The organism is Listeria monocytogenes ATCC 19117, from assembly GCF_000307025.1.
Taxonomy (GTDB): Bacteria; Bacillota; Bacilli; order Lactobacillales; family Listeriaceae; genus Listeria; species Listeria monocytogenes_B.
Map to the genome: position 1 here is coordinate 1,911,222 of NC_018584.1, position 25,316 is coordinate 1,936,537.

The following is a 25,316-nucleotide window of genomic DNA, read 5'->3' on the forward strand; positions in this document are numbered from 1 at the left end:
CTTGCTTCTTTTTTAATATTCTTCTTGACGTAATGATTTTAAAGCTTTTTCAAAGGAACTAGGAAGTGGCGCTTCAAACATCATTCGTTCTTTCGTTGTCGGATGATCAAACCCTAATTTTGCGGCATGGAGAAATTGGCCATTGCCTTTGATTGTATTTTTAGGTCCGTATTTTGGATCTCCTGCTAAAGGATGACCAATATATTTCAAATGAACTCGGATTTGGTGCGTACGTCCAGTGTCTAATTTGCAATTAATTAATGTGTAACCTGGTAAACGCTCTAATACTTCAAAATGCGTTCTCGCTTCTTTCCCATCGCGTACGACTGCCATTTTTTGGCGGTCTTCTTTTGCACGACCGATTGGCGCTTCAATTGTTCCTTTTTGGTGGACAATGTCACCGTGGACAAGTGCGATATATTCTCTATCCGAAGTTTTGTCTTTTAATTGTTTGGCTAGTGATTCATGGGCATGGTCATTTTTAGCAACCATTAATAAGCCAGATGTATCTTTATCAATTCGGTGAACAATTCCTGGACGGATTTTACCGTTAATTCCCGATAAATCATCACAATGGAATAGTAAAGCATTCACGAGCGTTCCACTTGCATGTCCCGCAGATGGATGAACGACCATTCCTTCAGGTTTATTTACAACAAGCATATCTTTATCTTCAAAATAAATATCGAGTGGAATATCTTCTGCTAAAACTTCTAGTTCTTCTGGTTCACGCACTTCGTAATGAATTTCATCGCCAACTTGTACTTTGTAATTTGGCTTCGCAAGTTCTCCGTTAACCGTAATATCACCGTTTTTCAGCATGAGTTGTATTGCTGAACGACTTTTTCCCATCATTTCGGCAATCACTTTATCCACACGTTCACGCGCATGACTTTCTTCTATAATCAATGTTTCATTCTGCATTATTTAATTCCTTTCGTTTTTCGGTCGTCTACAAAAACATACACGAGCATTAGTACGACACCAACTGAAAGCGCGGCATCTGCCACATTAAAGATTGGGAAGTAATAATTTCCCCATACTGTCTGTACAAAATCCACTACTTCTTGATGCAAGACTCGGTCGATAAAATTACCAATCGCACCACCTAGAATAAACGCTAAACTAATAGAAAATAGTCGCTTTCCTTTGGCATATTTTTGCATAATATAAATTATAATTCCAATAACAACAACAGTAATAAGATAGAAAAACCACATATGTCCTTCCAAAATACTCCAAGCCGCCCCGTCATTACGGTAGCTTGTCCAGTATAAGAAACCAGGAATAACTTCTATTTTCTGTCCAATTTCCATATTTTGAACAACAATCCATTTAGTTAATTGATCTAGCGCAATCACTGCTAGGGTGATTAGATAATAGTACATTTTCCGAACCCTCTTTTCACATCAGTTAGATAAAAAGTACGCGCTCCCCTTTAAAAATAAGAAGAGCGCATCACTTCTTTGTTATTGTATGATAAATTGAAGCAAAAATAAAGCTGCAATTACATACATGACTGGTGAAGTACGTTCCTCATTTTTCGTGAAAGCACGAAGGATTGGATACGCAATGAAACCAGCTGCAATTCCGTCTGCAATACTATACGTCAGCGGGATTAACACAATAATCAGTAGTGCTGAAAAAGTTTCTGCCGCATTCGATAAATCCATTTCTTTAAATTCTTGCAGCATCGACATACCGATAATAATTAAAATCGGCGCAATCGCACTGTTCGGAATAAAAGATAATACCGGCATTAAGAAAAGGGATGCGATAAAGAACAGACCAGTTGTTATTGTTGCTAAACCAGTTTTTGCTCCACTCGCAAACATCGAGCCACTTTCAAGTGCAGAGATCGTTGGGCTTGTACCAAATAAGCCAGATAAAAAGGCTGTCAGTGAGCTAGCTTTTAAAATGCGTGGTAATTTTTCGGTTTGCTTCAGTTGCCTTACTTGTCCATTGGTAAGTCCAACTGTTTCAAACACAATAACCATCGTCATCGTAAAGACGGCACTCCAAAAACCAACGCTCGCCATTCCGGAAAAATCAGCTTTAAAGAGTACATCACTCCACGGTGCAACGCTTATCGAAGCACCTCCAGCTTTCCCGGCAACACCAAACATCACACCAACGACTGTCCCGATTATTAAACTCCATAAGAAAGCGCCTGGAATTTTTCGAATAACTAGAATCATCGTTAATAGTAGTGTTACAAGTGTTGCTAATACGAATGGATCGCCTAAATCTCCAACGGCAATAATAGCATGTTTCCCGCGCGTGACGATTCCGCCCTTCTCAAGCCCTAGGAAGATTAAGAATAAACCTAACCCAACCGTAATCGCTTGTTTTAAAATTAGGGGAATAGCTTCATTTAGTTTTCCTGCAAGTGGTGTAAACGCAAGAATCATAAATAGTAAGCCACTCATCGTAACAGCAGCGAGTGCAACCTGCCAACTTAGTCCCATTCCTTGAACAAGGGTATACGCAAACAGCGCATTAATCCCCATCCCAGGCATTAGAATAAGCGGTGCATTTGCCCAAAATCCCATAATCAAACAACCTAACGCCGAAATAAAAATCGTCGCAAGGACTGCTCCTTGATAAGGAACTCCAGCCTCCGCTAAAATCGAGCTATTGACGACAATAATATATGCCACCGTAAAAAAGCCAATCATACCAGCCAAAAATTCGGTCCGGAAATTGGTTTTATGCTCGTTCAGCCGAAATACTTTGTTGAAAAATTTCTGCATACTTTTTCCTCATTATGAAATTGTCCCTCTCCCAACCCGCAGAGTATTGCCCCTGCCACAGAACTTTATTATAACAAAGATAGTACATATACGAAAGGAAAAGTTTTTTGTTACGCCGCCAGAACGCCTTATTTATGCTATAATCTGAATGGATGCAAAAAGGAGATGATTACTTGCAAAAAACAGTCACATATGGGGCAAAATGGAAACAATTTTTAACGATATTCACACCGATTGTCATTACGCAACTCACGCTTTTCTCTATGACATTTTTCGATACGACGATGAGCGGAAATTATTCAAATCAGGCACTGGCTGGTGTAGCAATTGGGAGTTCGTTCTGGGCTCCAGTAAATGCTGCTTTTTCTGGGTTACTGATGGCCATCACGCCAATCATCGCCCAATTAATCGGAGCGAAGAAAGAAAAACAAGTCAAAAACACGGTGCATAACGGTCTATATATTGCTTTATTTTTAGCTTTTATTTTAATTCTTATTAATTTTTTGGTCGTTCCAACGATTTTGACACACATGCCCGTTACGGCAGAAGTCGCGGGGATTGCTCGTCATTTCTTAAATGGCATTTGTATCGGAATCCCGGCTTTCTTTATTTCCGCGATTTTGCGTTCTTTTATTGATTCGCTTGGTTTAACTAGGGTAACGATGCTCATTACACTTTGTACCGTTCCATTTAATATCTTTTTAAATTACTGCTTTATTTTTGGAAACTTTGGTTTTCCGGAAATGGGTGGAGCTGGTAGTGGTTACGCGACAGGGATTACGTATTGGCTCGTTGTTTTAGTTAGTGTTATTTTGATTCAAACACAAACTAGATTACGAAAATTTGGTATTTTCAAAGGGCTTACGGCACTTCGTTTTTCTAAGATAAAAGAGATCATCGGCATTGGCGTTCCAAATGGTTTGACAATTTTATTTGAAACGAGTATTTTCTCAGCGGTAACCATTTTAATGGGAGCCTTTGGGACGGAGACAATTGCGGCACATCAATCCGCAAATAGTGTCTGCACACTGCTCTATGCTTTCCCGCTTAGTGTTGCTTCTACGTTGACCATTCTTGGCGGGTACGAGACAGGGGCAAAACGCTTAAAAGATGCCAAACAGTATCGTCATATTGGTATGGCTGCTGCGATTTTCATTGGTTGTGTAAATGGTGCAATCCTATTTTTCTTCCGCGATATTATTGCTGGTTTTTATACGAACGATCCCGCTTTGAGCAATTTAATCATGCATTTCTTAGTTTACGCGATATTGTTTCAATTTGCGGATGCTGTCCTGTCGCCAGTTCTCGGGGCACTTAGAGGATATAAAGATGTTACGGTCACCTCGATTGTTGCCTTTATTTCTTATTGGTTGATTGGGCTTCCAGTAGGCTACGGTTTATCGTTTACGAATCTTGGCCCATTCGGTTACTGGATAGGGTTAAGTACTGGCCTGTTTGTCGCCGCATTTATTTTATCCATTCGGGTTCGTAAAACGGAGCAAAAACTTTCTTTCAACACAAAAGACGCAGAGATTTCGAGTTAATCTCTGCGTCTTTTTTTATTTGGCTAAACCATCATGAATTTTATCTAAATTGTACCGCATCATTTCTAAATACGTGTCGCCCACTTCACCTTTTTTAGCAGTGGAGTCCGTGAAGATTTTTGCAAAAATTGGTACGCCTGTTTCTTTAGATACACTTTCCATACTACGTGGATCTACGCTTGTTTCGACAAATAAATTAGGTACTTTTTCTTTTTCCACGATACCGACAATTTGTTTCATTTGGTCTGGAGTACCTTGACTTTCTGTATTTATCTCCCAAATATATGCTGCTTTTAATCCGTAGCGAGCTGCAAAATATTTAAAGGCACCTTCGCTAGTTACTAATGTTTTTTGATTTTCTGGCAAATCTGCAAATTTTTGTTTTGCTTCTTTATCCAGAGTAGCTAATTTGTTGATATATTTTTTCGCATTCTCTTTATAAAAATCCGCATTGTCTGGATCCGCTTTTACAAGTGCATCACGAACATTTTCAGTATAGATAATTCCGTTATGAAGATCAAGCCATGCATGTGGATCTGTTTCAGACGTCTTGCCTTTTTCCGTTAAGTATTTGGGTTTTACACCTTTACTTAACTCCACCACTTGCTCCTTGTCGTCTCTTGATTTATCCGCCGTTTCTAACATACGATCAAACCAACCATTCCCTGTTTCCAAATTCAATCCATTGTAAAAGATTAAATCAGCATCCGCAGCACTTTGAATGTTGGCTGGCAAGGGATCATATTCATGTGGATCAACGCCAACAGGCACAATACTATGCAGTTCAATTTTATCCCCGCCTACATTTTTTACAATATCTGCTAATATCGAATAGGTGGCTACGACATTTAATTTGCCGTCTGTTTTTTTCGAATCGCTATTTTGACTGGAACACCCCGCAAGCACAACTACTAATGCGAAAAGAGCTACAACTATTATTTTTTTCATTCGATAACCTCCCTTTTTTTAAAAAATAGCAAACCTTGTTTCGGTGCGAATAAAAAGGCAATAAAGAAAATAATCGTCGCAACTAAAACCATCGCCGCACCAGATGCTAAGTTGAAAATGTAACTAAAGTAAAGTCCGATAATCGCACTCACTGCTCCAAATGTAGAAGCTAAAACAATCATTTTGGATAATTTATTCGTAAGCAGATAAGCTGTTGCAGCTGGCGTAATTAACATCGCCACAACTAAAATGATTCCAACCGTTTGCAAAGCGGAAACCGTTACAAGTGTTAAAAGTAACATCAAGAAGTAATGCAAGAATTTCACATTGAGACCATATGCTTCTGCCATCACTGGATCAAATGAACTAACTAGAAACTCTTTGTAAAATAGGGCTACTAATGAAATCACGATAATGGCAATAATAATCGTCATCCACATATCCGAACTCCGCACCGCAAGCACATTTCCAAATAAAATATGATACAAATCCGTACTACTTTTCGCAAAGGATATTAAAATAATACCTAGTGCGAAAAAAGCGCTAAACACAATACCAATCGCTGTATCATTTTTTATCCGACTTTTTTGATTAACAAAACCGATTCCAAGTGCCGCTGCAATGCCAAATGTAGCTGCACCAATAAAGAAGTTCATACCCATCATATAAGAAATCGCTACTCCTGGTAACACCGCATGAGAAATCGCATCTCCCATAAGCGACATACCTCGTAAAATAATAAAACTACCAATAACACCTGAAACAATGCCAACTGTCACAGAAGTAATAAGTGCCTTTTGTAAAAAACTATACTGCATTAATCCTTCTAAAAACAACATCTATTACACCCCCGTCGCAAATGCCACCGGTGCGTCACCGTAAGCAAATTGAATTTTCTCTTCTGTAAATGTTTGCTCCACTGGACCGTGCGCGACTAACTTCTTATTAAGTAAAATGATATCGTCGAAGTAAGCAGCCACTTTATGAAAATCATGATGGACCACGACAATCGTTTTCCCATTATCTCTTAGCTTTTTTAACAGGCGCATAATCAGCGCTTCACTCGTCATATCAATACCTGCAAATGGCTCATCTAAAAAGAAAATTTCCGCATGTTGGGCAAGTGCTCGTGCGATAAAAACACGTTGCAGTTGGCCGCCAGATAGCTCTCCTATTTGTCTTTTCATAAAGCCTGTCATTTCTACTTGTTCTAACGCATCTAATGCGAGTTGTTTCTCTTTTTTTCCGGGACGCTTAATTAATCCGAGCGCCGGATACGTTCCGAGCAACACCATATCAAAAACGGTAATTGGGAAAGTTAAATCTACTTCACTCCGTTGCGGTACGTATGCGATTTTCTTTCTCCAATATGTAAGTGGTTTGTCAGCCAATGTGACCTGCCCTTGTTCACGCGGAATTAGTCCCATCATTCCTTTTAATAAGGTTGATTTACCTGCTCCATTTGGACCAACAATACCCGTTAGTTTTCCTGATGCTATTTGAAGTGTGACATTATCAATTGCCACCTTTTGTTTATACGCTATTGTTAAACCTTGAATTTCCATCTAAACCACCCTTTTCCCACAAGACTAATTTTTACACATAACTAAAAATGTTTCCCCAGAGCAACTTTAGTTCAAAGTATAACGGAGAATCTTTTTCTTGTAAAGTAAAATGTTCAAAAAAATCCCGTAGTCGATTAAACTACAGGATTTTCACTATTATTATTTAATTGATCCGTCTGCTAATTTTTTGAGCAGTTTGCGGAATTCTGCTTGTTCATACTCAGAAAAAACAGCAAAACGTTTTACAATCATTTCTTTTTTCTTTTTATCAATTTCTTTGACAAATTCCTCGGCATTTGGGGTTAATTTCAGTTCAATAATTCGGCGGTCTACTTCTGAACGATGTCGTGTAATAAACTTTTCTTCGACTAAAGTATCCGTAATGGCTGTGATGTGACTGGCTGAAACATCAAGCGTTTTAGCTAATTCTGATGTTTTCGTAAGTCCACTTGAAATCAAGCTCAAGACCCGATACTCGCTACCACTTAACCTTTTGTCGAGTACTGCCTCTACTTCATGACGAAAACTATTAAAAATCCGCTTAATCAATGTTTCAATTTCTAAGTATGTTTCCATTTTCGCTACCTCCAGTTTTTCAAAAAAGTCGTACGTTTACTTCACCAAGGCTTTTGCTTTTTGTAGTTGTGGATCTGTTTCTTTTAGATGTTTTTGTGTTAATTCGACTAATTTATCGGTTGTTACACCTGTCATAATTCCTGTCACATCTAATTTATTTGCTGCTTGGAATCTTTGAACAGCATATTCTGTGTCTGTATCGTATAAGCCATCTACTTTCCCAACATTGTAATCTAGTGCTTTTAGCAATGTTTCAATGGTTTTAACATCATCACCGAAATCGCCATTTTTGTAGACTTTGGTGGAAGACGGGATAGTCATAGTTGCATAATCTGGCATGTTCACAACTACATCTGGCGTAATACCTTTTTCATGAATCCATTCGCTATTAGGTGTTAACCATTTTGCGACAGTTAATTTAAGCGTGGAGTCATCAGATAAAGTTGTTGCCGTTTGGACCGTACCTTTACCAAATGATTTCGTGCCGACAAGTTTAATGCCACCAGATTCTTTTGCTGCAGCAGCAAGGATTTCTGAAGCACTTGCACTACCACCATCTATTAACATAGTGGTTGGTACTTTTACTTTATAATCTCCATGTGAGCTACTATCCGCTTTAATGGCTGATTTATCACCGTCTTTGTCCTGCTCTTGTACAACAATTTTGCCATCGGGAACAAAGAGGCTAGAAATCGAAACTGCTTGATCAAGTAACCCACCAGGATTTCCTCGCAGGTCAAGAACAAGGCCCTTCATGCCATCTTTTTCAAGGGATTTCAATGCCTTTTCAAGCTCATCATAGGTTGTTTCTGAAAATGTACTAATGGTGACGTGCGCAATTTTGTCACTGCCCATTTCTTTGTACACCGTTTCGATTGGAATTTCATCACGAGTAATCGTGACATCAAATGGTTTATCTTCGTTGGAACGTTGAATGGTCAGGGTTACTTTGGTGCCTTTTTCACCACGGATTTTTTGTGTTGCTTCTGTTGCTGTATCGCCTTTAACAGACTTCCCATCTACTTGTGTAATAATATCTTGTGGCCGTAAACCAGCTTTTTCGGCTGGAGAGTTTTTGATTGGCGAAACTATTACAATAGCCCCATCTTTTTCTTGAATCTCCGCACCAATACCTTCAAAACTAGCAGAAATTGTATCGTTAAACTCTGAAGATTCTTTTTTCGACATAAATGTGGAATAAGGATCATCTAATGAATTGACCATACCATTTATTGCTCCATCTATCATCGTTGTAGATTTTGTATCTTTATAATATTTGCTTGTAATTTCGTCGTATACATCGTAGAGCTTGGTAAATTCTTTTCGTTCTGGAATGCTCACTTTTACTTGCTTGTCATCCCCTAAAGACATTACGATTGTAGTCACTAATGCCGTCACAAAAACAAAAGCGAATAGTAGCATTATAAATGGGAATAACTTCATTTTTATATAACCATTGCCGGGTTTTGCTTTTTGTTCTTCGTCTTTCTCCACGTTATTTGGTTCGTTTTGTGGGGATTCTTCCATCTTTCTTCACCACTTTCTATGTAAAATGTGGCTAGTAATAGCACATTTTATTTAACTCATTTATTTTACCAGTTTTCCATTCATTTTGGTATCTTTTTTTCATGCTACACAAAAAAGGAGGATTCTGGACAGAATCCTCCTTTTCGCTTTTAAATTAAGCTACTTCATAACCTGCTTCTTCCACAGCATCAATTAACGCATCTTCTGTCACTTGTCCTTTTTCAAACTCAACAGTAGCTGTTCCTTCATCAAGTGATACTACTGCACTTTTCACGCCATTAACTTCTGATAAAGCTTTTGTTACGCGAGCCTCGCAGTGAGAACAAGTCATACCTTCTACATTTAATGTTAATTTTTCCATGTTAAATTCCTCCTATGATTTAAATTTATATCTTTTTAAGCGAAGTGCGTTTGTGACAACAGAAACGGAACTAAATGCCATCGCAAGTCCTGCTACCCAAGGGGCAAGTAAGCCTAGTGCCGCAATTGGAATACCCGCACAGTTATATGCTAGCGCCCAGAAAAAGTTTTGACGGATGTTTCGCATGGTTGCTTTGGAAAGTTCGATTGTTTCTGGAATGAGTGTTAAACGATGACTTACAAGTGTTACATCTCCTGTTTCAATCGCAATGTCAGTTCCAGTACCGATACTAATCCCAATATCACTTGCCGCAAGAGCTGGAGCATCATTAATGCCATCACCAACGAATGCAACGATATGACCGTCTTGCTGTAATTTCTCGACTAAGGCGCTCTTATCATTTGGTAGTTGTTCGGCAAAGAACATATCAATACCTAAATCTTTAGCCATATTTTCTACGACAACAGATTGGTCCCCAGAACAAATTGCTGTTTTAATACCTTGTGCTTTTAGTTTTTGGATAGCTTCTTTTGCTTCTGGTCGTGGTGTGTCAGATAAAGCGAGGGCACCTGCGTATACACCATCAATTGCCATTGCTACGACTGTTTTTCCTGCATGCATCCAACTTTCGATTAATTCATCATCTTCTTTTGGAATCGTTGTAAGGGAAGAAACATAGCGGTAAGCACCTAGTTCCACTTTACTATCATCCAGATTACCGGTCATGCCGTGCCCAGCTTTCGCGCGGATTTTCCCTTGTTTCACTGCGGAAGCATCTATATTCTCTGGCTCTAACATCTTAATAATCGCTTTCGCAATCGGATGCTCTGATTGTTGTTCCATTAAGAATAAATAAGGGAAAAAGTGATCATTGGCTGCTTTTTTATCACTCACTTCTAGTTTACCTTCTGTTAAAGTACCAGTTTTGTCAAAAACGATAGTATCCACTTTAGAAGTACGTTCTAAATGTTCGCCACCTTTAAATAATATCCCACTTTCGGCGCCTTTACCAGTTCCAGCCATGATAGCGGTTGGCGTTGCAAGACCAAGCGCACAGGGACAGGCGATAACTAATACCGCAATCGCAGCTTCAAGTGAACCATCCACCGTTCCAGTAACAAGATACCAAATAATAAAGGTTACAGCAGCAATCCCAAGTACAATTGGTACAAATATGCCGGAAATTCTATCTGCCAAACGTTGAATTGGCGCTTTAATACCTTGCGCTTCTTCCACCAAACGAATAATGGATTCTAAAACGGTTTCTTCCATTCGTTTCGTAATTTTTGCTTGGAAAGCCCCGTCAAAGTTAATCGTTGCGCCAATAACAGAATCGCCTGGTTTCTTCTCTACTGGTACAGGTTCCCCAGTAATCATCGCTTCATCAATACTCGTTTCACCAGAAATAATTTCGGCATCCATCGGAACTTTTTCACCCGGACGAACAAGGATAATATCGCCAATTTTCAATGAATCTACTGGCACTAACCATTCTTTTCCTTCTCGAATAACGGTCGCTTCTTTTGCTTGTAATTCAAGTAAACCAGCAATAGATTCGGTTGTTCTCGATGTTGCGTATGATTCAAGTAATTTACCTAACAAGATTAAGGTGATTAACACAGCACTTGTTTCAAAGTAGTAATGCGGCATCACGCTCGGATCAATCATGTGACGAATGTATTCCACTACACTATAGAAATAAGCAGCAGAAGTCCCAAGTGCGACTAATACATCCATATTTGCACTTTTACCTCGAAGCGCTTTATAAGCCCCATCATAAAACCGCCAACCAATATAAAACTGAACAATCGTTGCGAGTACTAATTGGATGGTTGGATTAATCCAGTTACCAATCGTTTCCGCAAACACCATTTCATGAATGTACGGAATATGTGTCACCATGGTAAGAAGTAATGGTAAGGAAAGAACCGCCGAAAGAATAAAACGTCTCACTTCTTTTTTGAAATTCTTTTCTAACACAGCATCTTTTTCTTCTTTAGACATTTTTTCCGCCGCGTCATAACCCGCATGTTTAACAACTTTAATCAAATCTTCTGTCGATGTAACTTCCGGGTCATAATATACGGCTGCATTTTCCGTTACTAAGTTGACATTCGCTTTTTCTACACCATCTGCTTTATTTAACGATTTTTCAATTCTCGTGGAACAGGCCGCACAAGTCATTCCAAAAATGTTTAAATCTTGTCTTACATATTTATCACTCATCGTATATACCCCCCTCAGGTTTTCGAAAATTGACGTATTGCTTTAAGTAAGTCCTCCATTACGTCATCTTCCCCATTTTTTGCTGCATCTACAACACAGTGTGCTGTATGATGTTCTAGTACTTGTAAACCAACATTTTTGAGCGCTTTATTCGCTGCTGAAATTTGAACTAAAATGTCTGTACAATATCTATCATCCTCGACCATTTGAGCGATACCGCGGATTTGGCCTTCGATACGTCGCAAACGATTTTGAAGTAATTTCGTTTCATCTTCTTTGCGTGGAACAATTGGTTGATCGTGTTTCATTTTTTCTCCTCCTTTGTTTCTACAATTAACAGTATACCCCCTATAGGTATTTTATGCAACCATTTAATTTCTGAGAACAAAAAAAAAGCCATAAACAAATGCTTGTTTATGGCTCAAAATCTTGTTATTTCGCGGCATCTACTTTCTTTTGAAGTGCCTTAACATGTTCAAAAAATTCTTCTAAAGTCCAGTTGTTTTCGTAAATAATCGTTGCCGCATCCTTACCAACATAACGATAATGCCAAGATTCATATTGATACTTCGTGATAGCTTCTCGCCCTTTCATATAACGCAAGATAAAACCATAATTGTGGGCATTTTCTTGCAACCATTTGCCTTCAGGAGTTGTTCCGAATGCTTCTGTGAGTTCATATGATTGGTTTTCTGATGAGATATCCATCGCTAAACCAGTTTGATGTTCGCTAGTACCTGGATACGCTACTGCTTCTCTCGCTTTTTGGTCACCTTTCGCATTTACTTCTGCTTGGAAGACTTCTTGCTGGCGTTTGTACGATCGATAACCAGATACGGCGAATAGTTTCTTACCATCTTTGTTCGCAGCTACGAACATTTCTTCTAATGCAGTTGCTGCTTCTTTTCTTAGCTGTGCTTTTTCGACTTGTTGGCTGCCAAAAGAGAATGTAACATTTGGACGAACCAAGTCAGGGGGGGTATATGTTGGTTGCAATGAATAATCTTTGTTAGCTAAAACCAACATATTTTCCTCATTTTCAATATACTTTATACCATCTTTTTCTGTTAATTTATTTTGTTTATCAATGTATGGATAAAGTGGATCTTTTTCTAATTCCGCAAGTGTTTGATTGCCTGACGATTTTTGCTCCACTTTAGCGATGGAATCAGCATTTGTGCCACCAAAATATTGATCTTCCACTGTGTGGACACAACTGATGCTAACAGCTAAAGCAATTGTTAATAAAGAACTCATATCTGTTTATCAACCTTCCTGTATACATTAAGTCTAATTCTAAGTTAGTAATTAAAATTATTTTATTGCTGCTTCAAGTGCTACAACAATCATATCATTGAAAGTAGTTTGGCGCTCTTCCGCGGATGTTTCTTCCCCAGTGAAAATATGGTCACTTACAGTTAAAATAGCTAAAGCACGACGACCATATTTTTGTGCTAACGTATAAAGTGCCGCTGCTTCCATTTCAATTCCAAGCACACCATAGTCTGCTAATTGTTGTTTGTCTAGTTGATCATTATAAAAACGGTCTGCAGAAAAAACATTCCCAACTTTAAGCGATAATCCTTTTTCGATACCTGCATCATACGCTTTTTTTAGAAGAGAAAAATCAGCTACTGGTGCAAAATCTACGCCAGCAAAAGTATTGCGATTAATTTGCGAATCCGTTGATGCCGCTTGTGCAATGACAACATCACGTACTTTTACATCCGCTTGAATGCCGCCCATAGTACCAACGCGAATCAAGTTTTTCACATCATAGCTTTGAATTAATTCATTTACATAAATCGAAATAGATGGAATTCCCATACCAGTTCCCATAACAGAAACTTTTTCGCCTTTGTATGTACCAGTAAATCCTAACATGCCTCGCACTTGGTTGAATAAAACGACATCTTCCAAAAATGTTTCCGCAATATATTTTGCTCTCAATGGATCTCCTGGTAATAAAATAGTTTCTGCAATTTCCCCTTGTTTTGCTTCGATATGTACGCTCATCTTTTTTCCTCCTAGTGTTTGTTTTTCTCTTCATCTAGCAAATAAGCATCCCAAAGTTCATCAAAAATAGACATTCCCGGTAAATACGGCGCATTAAACTCCAGATAATCACAAAGAATATGGTAGTTTCTTGTTTGCTTTGGAAAACTATGATCTCGGTATGCATTGTTGGCAAATTCCGTTTTCTGATCTGTTAGCTTCGGGTCCCGATATGTCATTAAAAAATGATAAAATGATCTTCCCAACGTACAACACACTCCGCTCTTTTTATGCTTTAACTATAGTTGATTTCCTGAAAAAAATAAAGTTAATTTTCGATTTTACGTAGAATTTCTTCTGCAAGTCGATGTGTTTCTAAGGCATCTTCTTTGGAAATTGGTGCTTTTTCCCCATTTCGCACGGCCGTTAAGAAGGCTTGGATGATAGATACAAAACCTCTTTTGTAAAGCGTCGTTTCCCAATCTCCAAAACGCTCAAACCGCTCTGTTGTCCCTTCATAAATATGCGTTTCCGTAACATTTTCTACTTCATATTTGGCGCTCGGGGTCATCACTGCTAATCGTTCTTCGTTCACGCCGCTATCTCGGTTCATAATCGCCGTTGCCACTTTACCTCCCGCTGTAATTTGTACCGTTATACTTGCTAGAAGGTTCTCTTGCCATACCGGAACGACATGTAACTGTTCTATTTGGGCATCTAGTAAAAAACGCACGGTATCAATGACATGAATAAAATCGTCATAAATAAATGTACGAGCCTCACCCGGTTGCGCCGCGCGATTTTTTTGCATAATAATCATGTTGGTATCTGTTAAGGCTTTTAATTCTTGATATTTTGGCGCGTAACGGCGATTAAAGCCAGTCATAAGTATCGTATTTTGTTCTTCAGCTAGGCGTGTTAATTCTTCTACTTCGGATAAATTGTCGGCAATTGGTTTATCCACATAAACTGGAATATGATTTGCTAGAAAAGTCCGGATTACTTCTGGGTGGCTTGCTGTAGATGAATGAACAAACGCTGCATTCACGCCAGACTCAATCATAGAATGAATACTTTGATGATAATGATCAAAACGATATTTCTCACTTAAATGCTTTAATTTCTGCGCATCCCTCGTGTAAAGATGTACCTCGATATTTTCCATTTCAGCAAAAACTGGCAAATATGCTTTTTGTGCAATGCCGCCAAGCCCTACTACCGCTATTTTTAACATGTGTATCGCTCCTTATCACAACAATGCCAGAGAATGATTTCGCGATATTATTCTACGCATTTCATTTTCTGGCATCATGTGTTTATTCAAAGATTTTCTTATATGCTTGGTAGCCTTCTTCTTCTAACTTATCCACAGGTATGAATCTGAGCGCTGCGGAGTTAATGCAGTAGCGAAGTCCACCCTTATCTTGTGGTCCATCTGGAAAAACATGCCCTAAATGGGAATCAGCATCAGCAGATTTCACTTCCGTCCGAATCATACCATGGGTCAAATCTCGATGTTCAATAACTTCTGCTTCATCAATAGGCTTAGTAAAGCTCGGCCAACCACAGCCAGCATCGTACTGGTCATTGGATGAAAAAAGCGGCTTTCCTGAAACGATATCTACATAAATGCCTTTTGCCTCATTATCATAAAATTCATTTTGAAATGGGCGTTCGGTACCCGCTTTTTGGGTCACATTATATTGTATATCTGTTAGTTGTTGAAGGCGCTCGTTCTTTTTACTTTCATCCATTTGATTTCACCCTTTCCAGTTGGCATCTATGAATGCAGCACGACCTGAAGCAACTTGATATCCCTCATAGTGCGCTTTTTCTTTCTTGTAAAAATCTTGATGATATTCTTCAGCAGGATAAAATGTTTCTGCTTTGGCAATTTCTGTGACAATCGGCTTTTTAAATCTACCACTCGCATCAAGGGCTGCTTTTGATTTTTCAGCAATTTCTTTTTGCTCTTCATTGTGGTAAAAAATAACTGGTCGATACGAATCACCACGGTCAACAAATTGGCCTGCCGCATCAGTCGGATCAGTTTGTTGCCAATATACTTCGACTAATTTCTCATATGGAAAAACTGCCGGATCAAATGTGATTTGGATTGCTTCTGTATGTCCTGTTGTCCCGCTGCAAACTTCTTTATAGGTTGGATTAACCGTATGACCACCCGTATAACCTGAAATAACTTTTTCAATTCCTGGTTGCGTGTCAAAAGGTTTTACCATACACCAAAAGCATCCTCCAGCAAATGTTGCTTTTTCAAGTGATTCTTTTGTCATAAAAATGCCCCCTAACTAGGATTCAGCCAGCCAAATTACTTAACTGGTACTAAAAGTGTAAACGAAATGTCATCTTTCTTCAAATTTAGCGTATCAGCACGTACTTTTGTGCCGCCTTGCAGTTTTAGTTTATCTAGGGAAAGGTAGATTTTTTCCTTTTTAGGCATAATTGTCACCCAATCAGGGAATTTATAGTTTTTGCTTACATAGTTCATTACGTAAGACACGGGCAGTGGCAAAGCGCCAACGGACATATCTTTAAGCGTCAACTCAACATTGCCATTATCGACAACTTCCGGTGAGAATTTCAAGCGTAGTTCGACTGGTTCACCAAAAATTTCAGCTTCGGCAGTAAAATTAACATTATTTGCGACGAAAACTTTATAACCGATATCTTGATCTTTGCTAAAATCTTCTATATAAGAACTAATCAATTGGTTTAAGTCAGCTTTTGTTGTACTCGTTTGAAATTCAACCATTGATTTATTGCTAATCAGGGATGGCGTGGGTTCATCTTGCGGGCTGAGTTTGAATACTGCTACATAAATCCAGCCAGCAGAAATTAGAAGTACACTAATTAATGTGATACATACCCATTTCCAATAATTACGTTTTGGTTTTTTTGGAGCCGATCGTGTTTCTCTCTGCACGATTTTAACACCTTTCTATTTGGGAATATTGCCTTCGTTTAATTGTTTTACGATGGCTTTGTCTAATTCCGATGTCATCTTCTCATATCCTCTATGATTAGGATGGAAATAATCATCTGACAGTAGCGAATTAGGTTTATCTTTATTATCTGCATTTCGGTCTTCTAAAACTTTTGCAATAGGTACAAAATAAGCATTGCTATCTTGCTGGATAGTTTTCTTGGAAGCTTTATTCCAATCAGAGATAATCTCGTCAAATTGTTTGATATCGCTGAAATAAGTTGTATATGGATTGTAAATACCCATTAAAAATATCGCTGCATCTTTGTTATAGGACCGAATGTCTTTTAGAAGTGTCTCTAACTCTTGTTGGAATTCTTTGTTTGCTTTTGTAAAATCATCTACATTTACATTTAACAGACGAGATTGCAAAATAGCCATGACATCATTTCCGCCAATGGTGATTGTTATTACATTCGCATTTTTGACATCTTCTTGGAAGTCTTTGTTTGTTTTTAAACGTTTTTCGAGTTGGGTTATTTTGTTTCCAGATACCCCGTAATTACTCGTTTTTACGCTTGGAATGTTTGATTCTTCTTCTAGTTCTTTAGGGATAATGCCGACATATCCGCCCTCTTTGTTTTCATCACCAACACCTTCTGTTAATGAATCACCCATGGCAACGAGATTAATCGGAATTTCTTTTGATTCTTTATAATACTTGATACCAAAAACTGCGCCAACAAGAAGTGCGATAACAAGCACGCTCCCTGTAAGCCACAGCCATTTTTTCTTTGTCATATGCAATCACTCACTTAGTCAGTATAGTACATAAATGCAAACGCACCAGTTCCAGCATGTGTGGAGATAACTGGGTCTGCAAAAAATAGTGGAATTTCTGTTAAACCGGTTATTTCTTTTGATTCAGCGATGAAATCATCCGCCAGATTAAGCCCATCCGCATGAACAACGTCTAGATGCTGAATTTTTTTCGGTTCATCTTTAATTAGGTTTAGGCAATATTGTAATACTTTTTTGTTGCTGCGGACTTTCGTTTCTTCTTCCAATTGTCCGTCAGTTAATTTGGCAATTAATTTGATATTTAAAAGACTACCGAAGAAGCCTTGCATCCGTCCAACACGTCCACCTTTAATTAAATTATCGAGTGTTACGACAACGATATAAAGTTTTGTTTTGTCACGAATATCATTAATTTTTGCGTGAATTTCCTCTACAGAATAATCGCCCGACTGAGCCATTTCAGCAGCTTTTAGTACTTGGAATGCTTGCCCACGAGCTGTATAATCGCAGTCTACAACCGTAATATTTCCTTCTACCATATCAGCTGCTTGGCGAGCCGCATTGACAGTACCACTTAGTTTTTCAGTTAAGTGGATAGAAAGAATTTCATAGCCTTCAGCCGTATATTTTTCGTATGCTTCCACAAAAGAACCAATCGCAGGTTGAGAAGATTTTGGTAATTCTTTTGTTTCTGCCATTCGTACCATAAATTCTTCTGGTGTAATGTCTGTTTTAGGGTTGTATATTTGCCCATCAATTTCTACGGTTAAATATAAAACATCAATATTCCATTTTGCTGCTTCTTCTAATGTTAGTCCAGCAGTTGAATCTGTGATAATTTTTATTTTTCTCATATAGCCACATCCAGTTTTGCTTATTTTATCTTATTATAACATCCCCGGCAGTATACACAACCTATAAACTAGTTTTAAGAAAAGAGAAAGAAATGGTATTTGTCTTTCTATTCTGTATTTTTTAGCGTATGATAGATATATAAAACACACAAAATTTGTAGAAAAGTATGGTGATAAAATGAATGTCACTTCTTACAATTGGAAAGAAGAAGTAGCCAATGCTATAACGCATGGTATTGGGTTTATCCTTAGTATTCCCGCGCTCGTCTTACTTATAATATTCGCCGCCGGAAAAGATAATCCTCTTTATTTAACAAGTTTTTTAATTTATGGAATTTCCCTCATGTTGCTTTATATTTGTTCCACCCTGCTTCATAGTTTTAAACCTTGCAAGGCGCGGACGGTTTTTAACATTATGGACCACGCAGCGATTTATGTATTAATTGCTGGCAGTTATACGCCATTTGTTTTGATTACGATTCAAGGGACACTCGGCTGGACACTATTTGGTGTCATTTGGGGCCTCGCAATTGCTGGGATTATTTATAAGATATTCATGACTGGCAAATTAAAACTTTTGTCGACAAGTGTTTACTTACTTATGGGTTGGATGGTTATGTTTGCCATTAAACCGCTTTATGCCGGGCTGACTCCAACTGGGTTTTGGTTACTTGCAACTGGTGGGATTATGTTTACAGTAGGTGCTGTTTTTTACAGTATCCCTCGTGTCCCGTATATGCACGCGATTTGGCATTTATTTGTTATCGCGGGAACCGCTTTTATGTATTTCTGTATTTTATTTTATGTTTAAATAACGCAATGCAAAGGCCTTCTCCAATGCGAGAAGGTCTTTTTATATAGTATGTCACAATTGAGACTTGTTTTTAATTATGTCATACTATATAATGATTAGCATAACACAATAAAAGGATGTGATTCCCATCGAACTTTCTCCTAGACAACATCAAATTGTTGCCTATGTTCGCGCGAATGAGCCTGCTACAGGTGACTCTATCGCTGCGCATTTAAAACTAACACGAGCCACCATTCGAGCTGACTTGTCAATTTTAACCATGACTGGCATTTTAGATGCTCGTCCAAAAGTTGGTTACTTTTACTCTGGTTTAGAAACGAATCCAATTCACTTTGATGAAATTCGTCAGTTAAAAGTAGCCGATATTATGACGCAACCATTTTTCGCAAAAAAAGAAACGAGTGTGTATGATGCGATTGTTATGCTCTTTATGGAAGATATTGGTAGTTTATACGTCGTTGATGAGGATCTTTTGGTTGGGCTTGTCTCTAGAAAAGACTTGCTAAAAGGCGCCCTTGCTGATGCAGATACAAAAGCGACGCCGATTGCGACAATTATGACGCGGATGCCAAACCTCGTTACCGTTACGAAAAACGACACTGTGTTACATGCCGCAGAACAACTCGTATTCCACCAAATCGATTCGCTTCCTGTTCTAGAAAACACCAAAGTCGTCGGAAAAATTTCAAAAACCCGTATTACTGCGCTATTTGTAGATACAATTAAAAAGGTTTAGTAGGAGGAAAATATGGAAAATCCGGTTATTATATACGTTATTTCAGATGCTATCGGAGAAACTGCTCAACATATTATTCGCGCGGTAACAGCTCAGTTTTCGCTTAATAAGCCTGCGGACATTCGCCGCCATGCTTTTATTCGTGATGAGAGCACTTTACTTGAAACGTTAGAAGAAGCCAAAGCGGCAGATGGTATCGTCGTTCAAACGCTCGTACAAGCTAAATTAGCTGAGTATGCCACTAATTTTTGTGTGCAAAACAATATTCCAAACGTAGATTTGTTACATACACTAACCGCTGCGGTCGAAGCAAAAACTGGCTTAAAATCTAAACAAGACCCAGGAAATATGCGTCGTCTTGATAGCAATTATTTTGATCGTATTGCTGCCATTGAATTTGCAGTAAAATATGATGATTGTAAAGATCCACGTGGCCTATTAGATGCAGATATTGTTCTTGTTGGGGTATCAAGAACGAGCAAAACCCCTCTGAGTAGCTTTCTTGCCAATCAAAATTGGAAAGTTGCTAATGTACCACTTGTTCCCGAAATTCCGATTCCAGCTGAACTTTTCCAAATCCCAGCGGAACGTATTATCGGCCTTACAACCACCCCAGAAAAACTAGCGCAAATTCGCAAAGTCCGTTTAAAATCCATTGGTTTAGACGAAGCAAGCAGTTATTCCAGTGAAAAACGCATTTTAGAGGAACTAGAATATGGTTATGACACATTCAAAAAGCTTGGCTGCCAAGTCATTCATGTAGAAGATAAAGCCATTGAGGAAACCGCTGCCCTAATCACGGAAATTATCACGAGTTACCACTAATTTGAAGAGGTGAATAATGTGAGAAAATTTGTCTATCAGTTCAGTGAAGGTTCTAAAGAAATGAAAAATATTTTAGGAGGAAAAGGTGCTAATTTGGCCGAAATGACGAATATCGGTTTGCCTGTGCCTCCTGGTTTTATTATCTCGACCGATGCCTGTAACGATTACACGGCAAACAATAAACACCTTTCCGAAGCTATATTTGAAGAAGTAAAAATTCATTTAGCAGAACTGGAAAAACAAACCGGGAAAATTTTCGGATTTGCAGAAAACCCTCTACTCGTTTCCGTTCGTTCGGGTGCCCCTTTTTCGATGCCCGGTATGATGGATACCGTGCTCAATCTCGGTTTAAATGACCAAGCCGCAGAAGGGCTCGCCAACTTAACTGGTGATGCTCGTTCGGCTTATGATTCATACCGCCGTTTTATTCAAATGTTCGGTGACGTTGTTTTTGAAATTCCAAGCTACCAATTTGAACAGGCTCTTAGTCGCATCAAAAAAGCAAACAACTACCGCTTAGATACAGAATTAACTGCGACTGATTTAAGCAATCTCATCGATGCTTACAAACTAATTTTTAGCCAAGCAACTGGTATAGACTTTCCACAAGATCCACTGGAACAACTGCGGCTTGCGATAATCGCTGTTTTTGATTCCTGGATGAATCCTCGCGCTGTTATTTACCGCAGATTACATGATATTGATGCAAGTTTTGGTACAGCCGTTAATATTCAAGCGATGGTTTTTGGAAACACTGGAGAAACGAGTGGAACTGGCATTACCTTTACCCGCAATCCTTCCACCGGTGAAAAGAAGGTGTTCGGGGAATTTTTACTGAATGCGCAAGGTGAAGATGTGGTTGCAGGAATTCGCACCCCTGAGCCGATAAGTGCGCTGGAAGAAAGAATGCCCACTGTTTACAAGGAACTCCTCCAGACTTGTGAACTTCTCGAAAATCATTATTTAGACATGCAAGATATTGAATTTACCATCGAAAAAGGCAAACTCTATGTCTTACAAACTAGAAGTGGCAAGCGAACAGCCAAAGCAGCTATTCAAGCGGCCATTGATTTTGTCCATGAAGGAAAAATCACTCGTCAAGAAGCCATTATGCGTGTGGAAACAAAACAACTAAACCAATTACTTCATCCAACTTTTCTTGAAAGCGCTCTTAAAAATGGTCAAGTCATCGCAACTGGTTTACCTGCAAGCCCTGGTGCTGCAACGGGGCAAATTTTCTTTGAAGCAAAAGAAGCTGTCCAAGCAGCCGAACGTGGCATTCCTGTCATTTTAGTTCGTAATGAGACTTCTCCTGAGGATATCGAAGGCATGGCACGGAGTAACGCTATTTTAACCGCTCATGGTGGTATGACTTCTCACGCTGCCGTCGTTGCCCGCGGAATGGGAAAATGCTGTATCGCTGGATGTGCCGAACTTACTATTAATGAAAAAGATAAAACGATCATTCTTCCTACTGGCGACACACTGCATGAAGGTGATGCGCTCTCCCTTGATGGTAGTTCCGGCAAAGTTTACCTTGGAGAAATTGCCCTCAGAGAAGCGAAAATTGGTGGCCATTTTGATGAGCTGATGGCCTGGGCTGATGCGGAGAAAAGATTAATGATTCGAGTAAATGCAGATACCCCAGCAGACTTTAAAAAAGCGCTTTTATTTGGTGCGGAAGGTATTGGTCTCTGCCGTACCGAGCATATGTTTTTTGATGAAAAACGAATTCCTTATGTACGCCAAATGATTTTAGCAGAATCATTAAACGAGCGCGAATCTGTTTTAGCAATTTTAAAAGAAATGCAAAAAGCCGATTTCAATGAATTATTCCGTATTGCAGACGGTCGTTCGGTAAACATTCGCTTGCTTGATCCACCTTTACATGAATTTTTACCAACAATGAAGCAAGAAATAGAACAATTGGCTGGCGCGATGAATCGAACCGTTCCTCAAATTACAAACCGAATCAACGGACTAAGAGAAGCCAATCCCATGCTCGGACATCGTGGTTGCCGGCTTGCTATTACGTTCCCAGAAATTTACCGGATGCAGGCGGAAGCAATTATCGAAAGTGCAATTATCGTTCATAATGAAGGAATAGATGTTCACCCGGAAATCATGATTCCACTCATCGCTACGAAAAACGAACTTAGCTATATAAAAAAAGAACTGCAACAAGCAGTCCAAGCTATTTTTGATAGAGAACAAGTGGTGATTCCCTATGATATCGGAACAATGATTGAAATTCCGCGAGCGTGTGTAACTGCAGACGAAATCGCCGAGGAAGCAGCGTTCTTTAGCTTTGGAACCAATGATTTAACACAGCTCACTTATGGTTTTTCACGTGATGATGCGACCAAGTTCCTAGCCGATTATTATGAAAAAGATATTTTACCTAAAGATCCATTTGTTTCGATTGATAAAAATGGTGTCGGCGCACTAGTTGAAATGGCAGTTACACGTGGACGAATGACTTCGGAACATTTAAAAATGGGGGTTTGCGGCGAACATGGTGGCGATCCGGAATCTATCCAGTTCTTCCATCAATTAGGACTTAGCTATGTTTCTTGTTCCCCGTACCGCGTTCCCATTGCCCGCCTTGCAGCAGCTCAAGCAGCATTAGCTGAGAAACAATTAGTTCCAACTATCTAAAAAAAGCCAGATGACAATCAAATAGACTGTCATCTGGCTTTTTCTCCTATTATTTTTCACAAATCGCAAAGTAATTTCCTTCGTTATCCGAAAAATTGAACACCCGGCCCATTGGTAAATCGACCAAATCACCAACCGTAATGCCTTTATCTTTATATTCTTCATAAAGTTCTGCGACATTATTTCCAAATAGTAAAATAGATGGTGTCCCAAGATTCATTTCTGGGTTCATTTCCGCCACTTTCTTTTTGTTTTGAAGAACAAAAGTAGTTTCTACACCTTTTGTTGGCGCTATCTCAATCCACTGAATTTCGCCATTTACCACTTCTTCTGAAACTACGACAAAATCTAATTTTTCTACCCAAAAATCTCTCACTGCAGCTTGATTTTCTACATATAACATCACTTGACCAATTTTTTCAACCATCGTTCATCGTCCCCTCGTCATTTCTTTTTCTTTTAGTCCAAACTCCGCATAAAAGTCACGCTTCATTTCTAATAAATAGCGCAAATCATTCATAAATTGGAATAAAATCGCTCTATTTTCAAATTCTGCTCGTGTCTCTGGGAGCTTACTACTTCGAAACTCATGCACCATCTTAGTAATTTCCGCCACTAAATCCTCTGCTGTATTATGCTCATCTAACGTCTGTGCTGTTTTTTCTGTAATTTCTGCCAGCGCCATACTTTGCTCAGAAGAATGATCAAACGCGACTAAATGCCGTTTCATCTGTGTTAAAATTCGATATTGCACAAGCCGCATATCGACGTACTGCGAATAATAGTGGGAAGAAGCAAAAAACTGATTGTCTAAATTTCTTGCTGCTTTTTCCTGTGCATAGTCTAATGTACCCTTTAATTGATTTAATAAGCCAAACTCATCATGATACTCCGACTGATTCCGAAGCCCTTGCGTCATTTCCGTCAAAATTTGCCGCATAATTGCTTCTATTTTTTGTTGGCTGCGTTTTAATTCGTCTTCCATTTTTGGCATATATAAATTTAAAATAATCGCTATGCCAGCGCCAACTGCCATAAGTAACAGTTCATTTTTAAACCAGAAAAAGGATAATGATTGTTCGAGTAAAATATGCGATACGAGTACCGAGCTCACAACAATTCCGTCAGCAACATGCAGTCTTACAGCAAGCGGAATAAAAATCAGTAAATAAAGTCCAAAACTCACCGCGTTATAACCAATGAGCATGAAAAATACGGCAGCAATAGATAGTGCCAAAACGGTCGAATAAACCCGCTGAATCGCTAGTTGTAAAGACCCTTTTTTCGTATTTTGTACACTTAAAATTGCGATAATCCCTGCCGAAACTGCATATTCCAAGTGTAGCCATTCCGCCAAAATTATCGCCAGTGTCGCTGCAATCGCGGTTTTCACCGTTCGCATTCCAATCCGCATATGTCCACTCCCCTTTCTATGTCCAACCTATCATAGCACGAAAGCGAAAATCGCAAAAGAAAAACCTTGAAGATCATTCCTCAAGGTCCTACATTATTCTTCATCTAGTGTTTTTTTGAAACGTGCTCGGAAAAAGTATCCTAAACCGACCACAACAAGTATCGCAATGACGCTATAAATTATTGTTGAAAAGCTATCCATAAAAACAACAATTTCATTCCATGACTCCCCAAGCACAGCTCCAAGTCCAATTAAAACTGTATTCCAAAGTAAGCTTCCCGCGGTCGTCAAAATTAGAAACCTCGACATTTTCATCTTGGTCATCCCAGCTGGAATCGAAATCAGGCTTCGTATTAGTGGAATCATTCTACATAAAAATACAGCCCAACTTCCATATTTCAAAAAGAAACTTTCTGCGCGTTCAATATCAGATTCCTTCAGCCGCAAAATCCGGCCGTATTTTAATACAATTTTCGTGAGTCGTTCTTTACCAAAATAAGAAGCGACTTTATACAGTAAAATTGCGCCCACAACAGAACCTAGTGTTGCTACAATAATCACCATCACGACATTCAATGATGTAACTGTCGTCATAAATCCACCAAAAGTTAAGATAATCTCAGAGGGAATAGGTGGAAACAAGTTTTCAACCATAATCAAAACAAAAATACCTATATAGCCAAAATCAGCCATAATACTTGTAATCCAAGTTTCCAAAAAACACACTCCTGTACTTTATTTCCCTTTTAAAGTAAGTGCTTGCTTTTCAATTCTA

At 38.8% G+C, this 25,316-nt stretch carries 28 protein-coding genes; 5 read left to right on the forward strand and 23 right to left on the reverse strand.

Going from position 1 to position 25,316, the window contains the following annotated elements; all coding sequences use genetic code 11:
- Positions 1-12 precede the first annotated feature (12 nt).
- The 3 genes from LMOATCC19117_RS09435 to LMOATCC19117_RS09445 form a co-directional block, all read right to left on the reverse strand.
- A complete protein-coding gene (locus tag LMOATCC19117_RS09435; protein WP_003726601.1) occupies positions 13-924 on the reverse strand; it encodes an RluA family pseudouridine synthase in 912 nt (303 codons plus the stop codon).
- On the reverse strand, positions 924-1,388 hold the full coding sequence (gene lspA / locus LMOATCC19117_RS09440; RefSeq protein ID WP_003726602.1) for a signal peptidase II: 465 nt from the start codon (positions 1,386-1,388) through the stop codon (positions 924-926). The genes LMOATCC19117_RS09435 and lspA overlap by 1 nt, the downstream gene beginning before the upstream one ends.
- 81 nt (positions 1,389-1,469) lie before the next feature.
- Positions 1,470-2,753: an NCS2 family permease gene (locus LMOATCC19117_RS09445; RefSeq protein WP_003726603.1), complete on the reverse strand. Its 1,284-nt coding sequence runs from the start codon at positions 2,751-2,753 to the stop codon at positions 1,470-1,472.
- A 173-nt stretch (positions 2,754-2,926) separates the two neighbouring features.
- Between LMOATCC19117_RS09445 and LMOATCC19117_RS09450 the strand changes: the two genes are divergently transcribed.
- Positions 2,927-4,297: an MATE family efflux transporter gene (locus LMOATCC19117_RS09450; protein ID WP_003726604.1), complete on the forward strand. Its 1,371-nt coding sequence runs from the start codon at positions 2,927-2,929 to the stop codon at positions 4,295-4,297.
- A 15-nt stretch (positions 4,298-4,312) separates the two neighbouring features.
- On the opposite strand, the gene LMOATCC19117_RS09455 is transcribed toward LMOATCC19117_RS09450, so the two are convergent.
- The 17 genes from LMOATCC19117_RS09455 to LMOATCC19117_RS09535 all read right to left on the reverse strand — a co-directional run bounded on the left by LMOATCC19117_RS09455 (position 4,313) and on the right by LMOATCC19117_RS09535 (position 18,094).
- On the reverse strand, positions 4,313-5,245 hold the full coding sequence (locus LMOATCC19117_RS09455; RefSeq protein WP_003728287.1) for a metal ABC transporter substrate-binding protein: 933 nt from the start codon (positions 5,243-5,245) through the stop codon (positions 4,313-4,315).
- Positions 5,242-6,084 (reverse strand): metal ABC transporter permease, encoded by an 843-nt coding sequence (locus tag LMOATCC19117_RS09460; RefSeq protein ID WP_003734435.1) that lies wholly within the window; start codon positions 6,082-6,084, stop codon positions 5,242-5,244. The genes LMOATCC19117_RS09455 and LMOATCC19117_RS09460 overlap by 4 nt, the downstream gene beginning before the upstream one ends.
- Before the next feature lie 3 nt (positions 6,085-6,087).
- On the reverse strand, positions 6,088-6,810 hold the full coding sequence (locus LMOATCC19117_RS09465) for a metal ABC transporter ATP-binding protein (RefSeq protein WP_003725806.1): 723 nt from the start codon (positions 6,808-6,810) through the stop codon (positions 6,088-6,090).
- Between the two features lie 159 nt (positions 6,811-6,969).
- The gene (locus tag LMOATCC19117_RS09470) at positions 6,970-7,386 is read right to left on the reverse strand and encodes a MarR family winged helix-turn-helix transcriptional regulator (protein ID WP_003725807.1); all 417 of its coding nucleotides are present in this window, start codon (positions 7,384-7,386) and stop codon (positions 6,970-6,972) included.
- Positions 7,387-7,422: 36 nt separating this feature from the next.
- Complete coding sequence (locus tag LMOATCC19117_RS09475) at positions 7,423-8,913, reverse strand: S41 family peptidase (RefSeq protein ID WP_003728284.1); 1,491 nt, start codon at positions 8,911-8,913, stop codon at positions 7,423-7,425.
- 154 nt (positions 8,914-9,067) lie between these two features.
- Positions 9,068-9,274, reverse strand: coding sequence for a copper chaperone CopZ (copZ, locus tag LMOATCC19117_RS09480; RefSeq protein ID WP_003725809.1), 207 nt, complete (start codon positions 9,272-9,274; stop codon positions 9,068-9,070).
- 12 nt (positions 9,275-9,286) lie between these two features.
- Positions 9,287-11,500: a heavy metal translocating P-type ATPase gene (locus LMOATCC19117_RS09485; protein ID WP_003730836.1), complete on the reverse strand. Its 2,214-nt coding sequence runs from the start codon at positions 11,498-11,500 to the stop codon at positions 9,287-9,289.
- 14 nt (positions 11,501-11,514) lie between these two features.
- Positions 11,515-11,808 (reverse strand): copper-sensing transcriptional repressor CsoR, encoded by a 294-nt coding sequence (gene csoR, locus LMOATCC19117_RS09490; RefSeq protein ID WP_003723408.1) that lies wholly within the window; start codon positions 11,806-11,808, stop codon positions 11,515-11,517.
- A gap of 124 nt (positions 11,809-11,932) precedes the next feature.
- The gene (locus LMOATCC19117_RS09495; RefSeq protein WP_003725812.1) at positions 11,933-12,757 is read right to left on the reverse strand and encodes a M15 family metallopeptidase; all 825 of its coding nucleotides are present in this window, start codon (positions 12,755-12,757) and stop codon (positions 11,933-11,935) included.
- Positions 12,758-12,814: 57 nt separating this feature from the next.
- Entirely contained in the window at positions 12,815-13,516 is a 702-nt protein-coding gene (deoD, locus tag LMOATCC19117_RS09500; protein ID WP_003723411.1) for a purine-nucleoside phosphorylase, read from the reverse strand.
- Positions 13,517-13,527: 11 nt separating this feature from the next.
- A complete protein-coding gene (locus LMOATCC19117_RS09505; protein ID WP_003720177.1) occupies positions 13,528-13,761 on the reverse strand; it encodes a YozE family protein in 234 nt (77 codons plus the stop codon).
- A 62-nt stretch (positions 13,762-13,823) separates the two neighbouring features.
- The gene (locus LMOATCC19117_RS09510) at positions 13,824-14,729 is read right to left on the reverse strand and encodes a Gfo/Idh/MocA family protein (RefSeq protein ID WP_003734433.1); all 906 of its coding nucleotides are present in this window, start codon (positions 14,727-14,729) and stop codon (positions 13,824-13,826) included.
- A gap of 82 nt (positions 14,730-14,811) precedes the next feature.
- Positions 14,812-15,249 (reverse strand): peptide-methionine (R)-S-oxide reductase MsrB, encoded by a 438-nt coding sequence (msrB, locus tag LMOATCC19117_RS09515; protein WP_003725815.1) that lies wholly within the window; start codon positions 15,247-15,249, stop codon positions 14,812-14,814.
- Positions 15,250-15,255: 6 nt separating this feature from the next.
- Positions 15,256-15,789, reverse strand: a complete 534-nt coding sequence (gene msrA, locus LMOATCC19117_RS09520; protein WP_003728282.1) for a peptide-methionine (S)-S-oxide reductase MsrA — start codon at positions 15,787-15,789, stop codon at positions 15,256-15,258.
- 35 nt (positions 15,790-15,824) lie between these two features.
- Entirely contained in the window at positions 15,825-16,439 is a 615-nt protein-coding gene (locus LMOATCC19117_RS09525; protein ID WP_003725817.1) for a YpmS family protein, read from the reverse strand.
- 15 nt (positions 16,440-16,454) lie between these two features.
- A complete protein-coding gene (locus LMOATCC19117_RS09530; protein ID WP_003728280.1) occupies positions 16,455-17,240 on the reverse strand; it encodes an SGNH/GDSL hydrolase family protein in 786 nt (261 codons plus the stop codon).
- A 14-nt stretch (positions 17,241-17,254) separates the two neighbouring features.
- Positions 17,255-18,094, reverse strand: a complete 840-nt coding sequence (locus LMOATCC19117_RS09535; RefSeq protein WP_003725818.1) for a DegV family protein — start codon at positions 18,092-18,094, stop codon at positions 17,255-17,257.
- 178 nt (positions 18,095-18,272) lie between these two features.
- On the opposite strand from LMOATCC19117_RS09535, the gene trhA reads away from it, so the two are divergent.
- The 4 genes from trhA (at position 18,273) to ppdK (ending at position 23,127) form a co-directional block, all read left to right on the forward strand.
- The gene (gene trhA, locus LMOATCC19117_RS09540; protein ID WP_003723418.1) at positions 18,273-18,905 is read left to right on the forward strand and encodes a PAQR family membrane homeostasis protein TrhA; all 633 of its coding nucleotides are present in this window, start codon (positions 18,273-18,275) and stop codon (positions 18,903-18,905) included.
- 121 nt (positions 18,906-19,026) lie between these two features.
- The gene (locus LMOATCC19117_RS09545; protein WP_003725819.1) at positions 19,027-19,644 is read left to right on the forward strand and encodes a helix-turn-helix transcriptional regulator; all 618 of its coding nucleotides are present in this window, start codon (positions 19,027-19,029) and stop codon (positions 19,642-19,644) included.
- Positions 19,645-19,656: 12 nt separating this feature from the next.
- Complete coding sequence (locus LMOATCC19117_RS09550) at positions 19,657-20,469, forward strand: pyruvate, water dikinase regulatory protein (RefSeq protein WP_003734432.1); 813 nt, start codon at positions 19,657-19,659, stop codon at positions 20,467-20,469.
- 18 nt (positions 20,470-20,487) lie between these two features.
- The gene (gene ppdK, locus LMOATCC19117_RS09555) at positions 20,488-23,127 is read left to right on the forward strand and encodes a pyruvate, phosphate dikinase (RefSeq protein WP_003734431.1); all 2,640 of its coding nucleotides are present in this window, start codon (positions 20,488-20,490) and stop codon (positions 23,125-23,127) included.
- Positions 23,128-23,176: 49 nt separating this feature from the next.
- Here ppdK and LMOATCC19117_RS09560 read toward each other — a convergent pair whose 3' ends face one another.
- The 3 genes from LMOATCC19117_RS09560 to LMOATCC19117_RS09570 form a co-directional block, all read right to left on the reverse strand.
- The gene (locus LMOATCC19117_RS09560) at positions 23,177-23,554 is read right to left on the reverse strand and encodes a VOC family protein (RefSeq protein ID WP_003725822.1); all 378 of its coding nucleotides are present in this window, start codon (positions 23,552-23,554) and stop codon (positions 23,177-23,179) included.
- A 3-nt stretch (positions 23,555-23,557) separates the two neighbouring features.
- Positions 23,558-24,541 carry an aromatic acid exporter family protein gene (locus LMOATCC19117_RS09565; protein ID WP_003725823.1) on the reverse strand — a complete coding sequence of 328 codons (984 nt, stop codon included), beginning with the start codon at positions 24,539-24,541 and terminating at the stop codon, positions 23,558-23,560.
- A 93-nt stretch (positions 24,542-24,634) separates the two neighbouring features.
- A complete protein-coding gene (locus LMOATCC19117_RS09570) occupies positions 24,635-25,258 on the reverse strand; it encodes a DedA family protein (protein WP_003728278.1) in 624 nt (207 codons plus the stop codon).
- Between the last annotated feature and the right edge of the window lie 58 nt (positions 25,259-25,316).

Bases quoted from the DNA above. Each gene is read 5' to 3' on its own strand.
- lspA (WP_003726602.1), bottom strand. From the start codon at position 1,388: ATGTACTATTATCTAATCACCCTAGCAGTGATTGCGCTAGATCAATTA.
- LMOATCC19117_RS09435 (WP_003726601.1), bottom strand. From the start codon at position 924: ATGCAGAATGAAACATTGATTATAGAAGAAAGTCATGCGCGTGAACGT.
- LMOATCC19117_RS09530 (WP_003728280.1), bottom strand. From the start codon at position 17,240: ATGACAAAGAAAAAATGGCTGTGGCTTACAGGGAGCGTGCTTGTTATC.
- LMOATCC19117_RS09560 (WP_003725822.1), bottom strand. From the start codon at position 23,554: ATGGTTGAAAAAATTGGTCAAGTGATGTTATATGTAGAAAATCAAGCT.
- LMOATCC19117_RS09455 (WP_003728287.1), bottom strand. From the start codon at position 5,245: ATGAAAAAAATAATAGTTGTAGCTCTTTTCGCATTAGTAGTTGTGCTT.
- csoR (WP_003723408.1), bottom strand. From the start codon at position 11,808: ATGAAACACGATCAACCAATTGTTCCACGCAAAGAAGATGAAACGAAA.
- LMOATCC19117_RS09510 (WP_003734433.1), bottom strand. From the start codon at position 14,729: ATGTTAAAAATAGCGGTAGTAGGGCTTGGCGGCATTGCACAAAAAGCA.
- LMOATCC19117_RS09475 (WP_003728284.1), bottom strand. From the start codon at position 8,913: ATGGAAGAATCCCCACAAAACGAACCAAATAACGTGGAGAAAGACGAA.
- LMOATCC19117_RS09535 (WP_003725818.1), bottom strand. From the start codon at position 18,094: ATGAGAAAAATAAAAATTATCACAGATTCAACTGCTGGACTAACATTA.
- LMOATCC19117_RS09470 (WP_003725807.1), bottom strand. From the start codon at position 7,386: ATGGAAACATACTTAGAAATTGAAACATTGATTAAGCGGATTTTTAAT.
- msrB (WP_003725815.1), bottom strand. From the start codon at position 15,249: ATGGATGAAAGTAAAAAGAACGAGCGCCTTCAACAACTAACAGATATA.
- LMOATCC19117_RS09445 (WP_003726603.1), bottom strand. From the start codon at position 2,753: ATGCAGAAATTTTTCAACAAAGTATTTCGGCTGAACGAGCATAAAACC.
- trhA (WP_003723418.1), top strand. From the start codon at position 18,273: ATGAATGTCACTTCTTACAATTGGAAAGAAGAAGTAGCCAATGCTATA.
- copZ (WP_003725809.1), bottom strand. From the start codon at position 9,274: ATGGAAAAATTAACATTAAATGTAGAAGGTATGACTTGTTCTCACTGC.
- LMOATCC19117_RS09550 (WP_003734432.1), top strand. From the start codon at position 19,657: ATGGAAAATCCGGTTATTATATACGTTATTTCAGATGCTATCGGAGAA.
- LMOATCC19117_RS09460 (WP_003734435.1), bottom strand. From the start codon at position 6,084: ATGTTGTTTTTAGAAGGATTAATGCAGTATAGTTTTTTACAAAAGGCA.
- LMOATCC19117_RS09565 (WP_003725823.1), bottom strand. From the start codon at position 24,541: ATGCGGATTGGAATGCGAACGGTGAAAACCGCGATTGCAGCGACACTG.
- LMOATCC19117_RS09485 (WP_003730836.1), bottom strand. From the start codon at position 11,500: ATGAGTGATAAATATGTAAGACAAGATTTAAACATTTTTGGAATGACT.
- msrA (WP_003728282.1), bottom strand. From the start codon at position 15,789: ATGACAAAAGAATCACTTGAAAAAGCAACATTTGCTGGAGGATGCTTT.
- LMOATCC19117_RS09465 (WP_003725806.1), bottom strand. From the start codon at position 6,810: ATGGAAATTCAAGGTTTAACAATAGCGTATAAACAAAAGGTGGCAATT.
- LMOATCC19117_RS09495 (WP_003725812.1), bottom strand. From the start codon at position 12,757: ATGAGTTCTTTATTAACAATTGCTTTAGCTGTTAGCATCAGTTGTGTC.
- deoD (WP_003723411.1), bottom strand. From the start codon at position 13,516: ATGAGCGTACATATCGAAGCAAAACAAGGGGAAATTGCAGAAACTATT.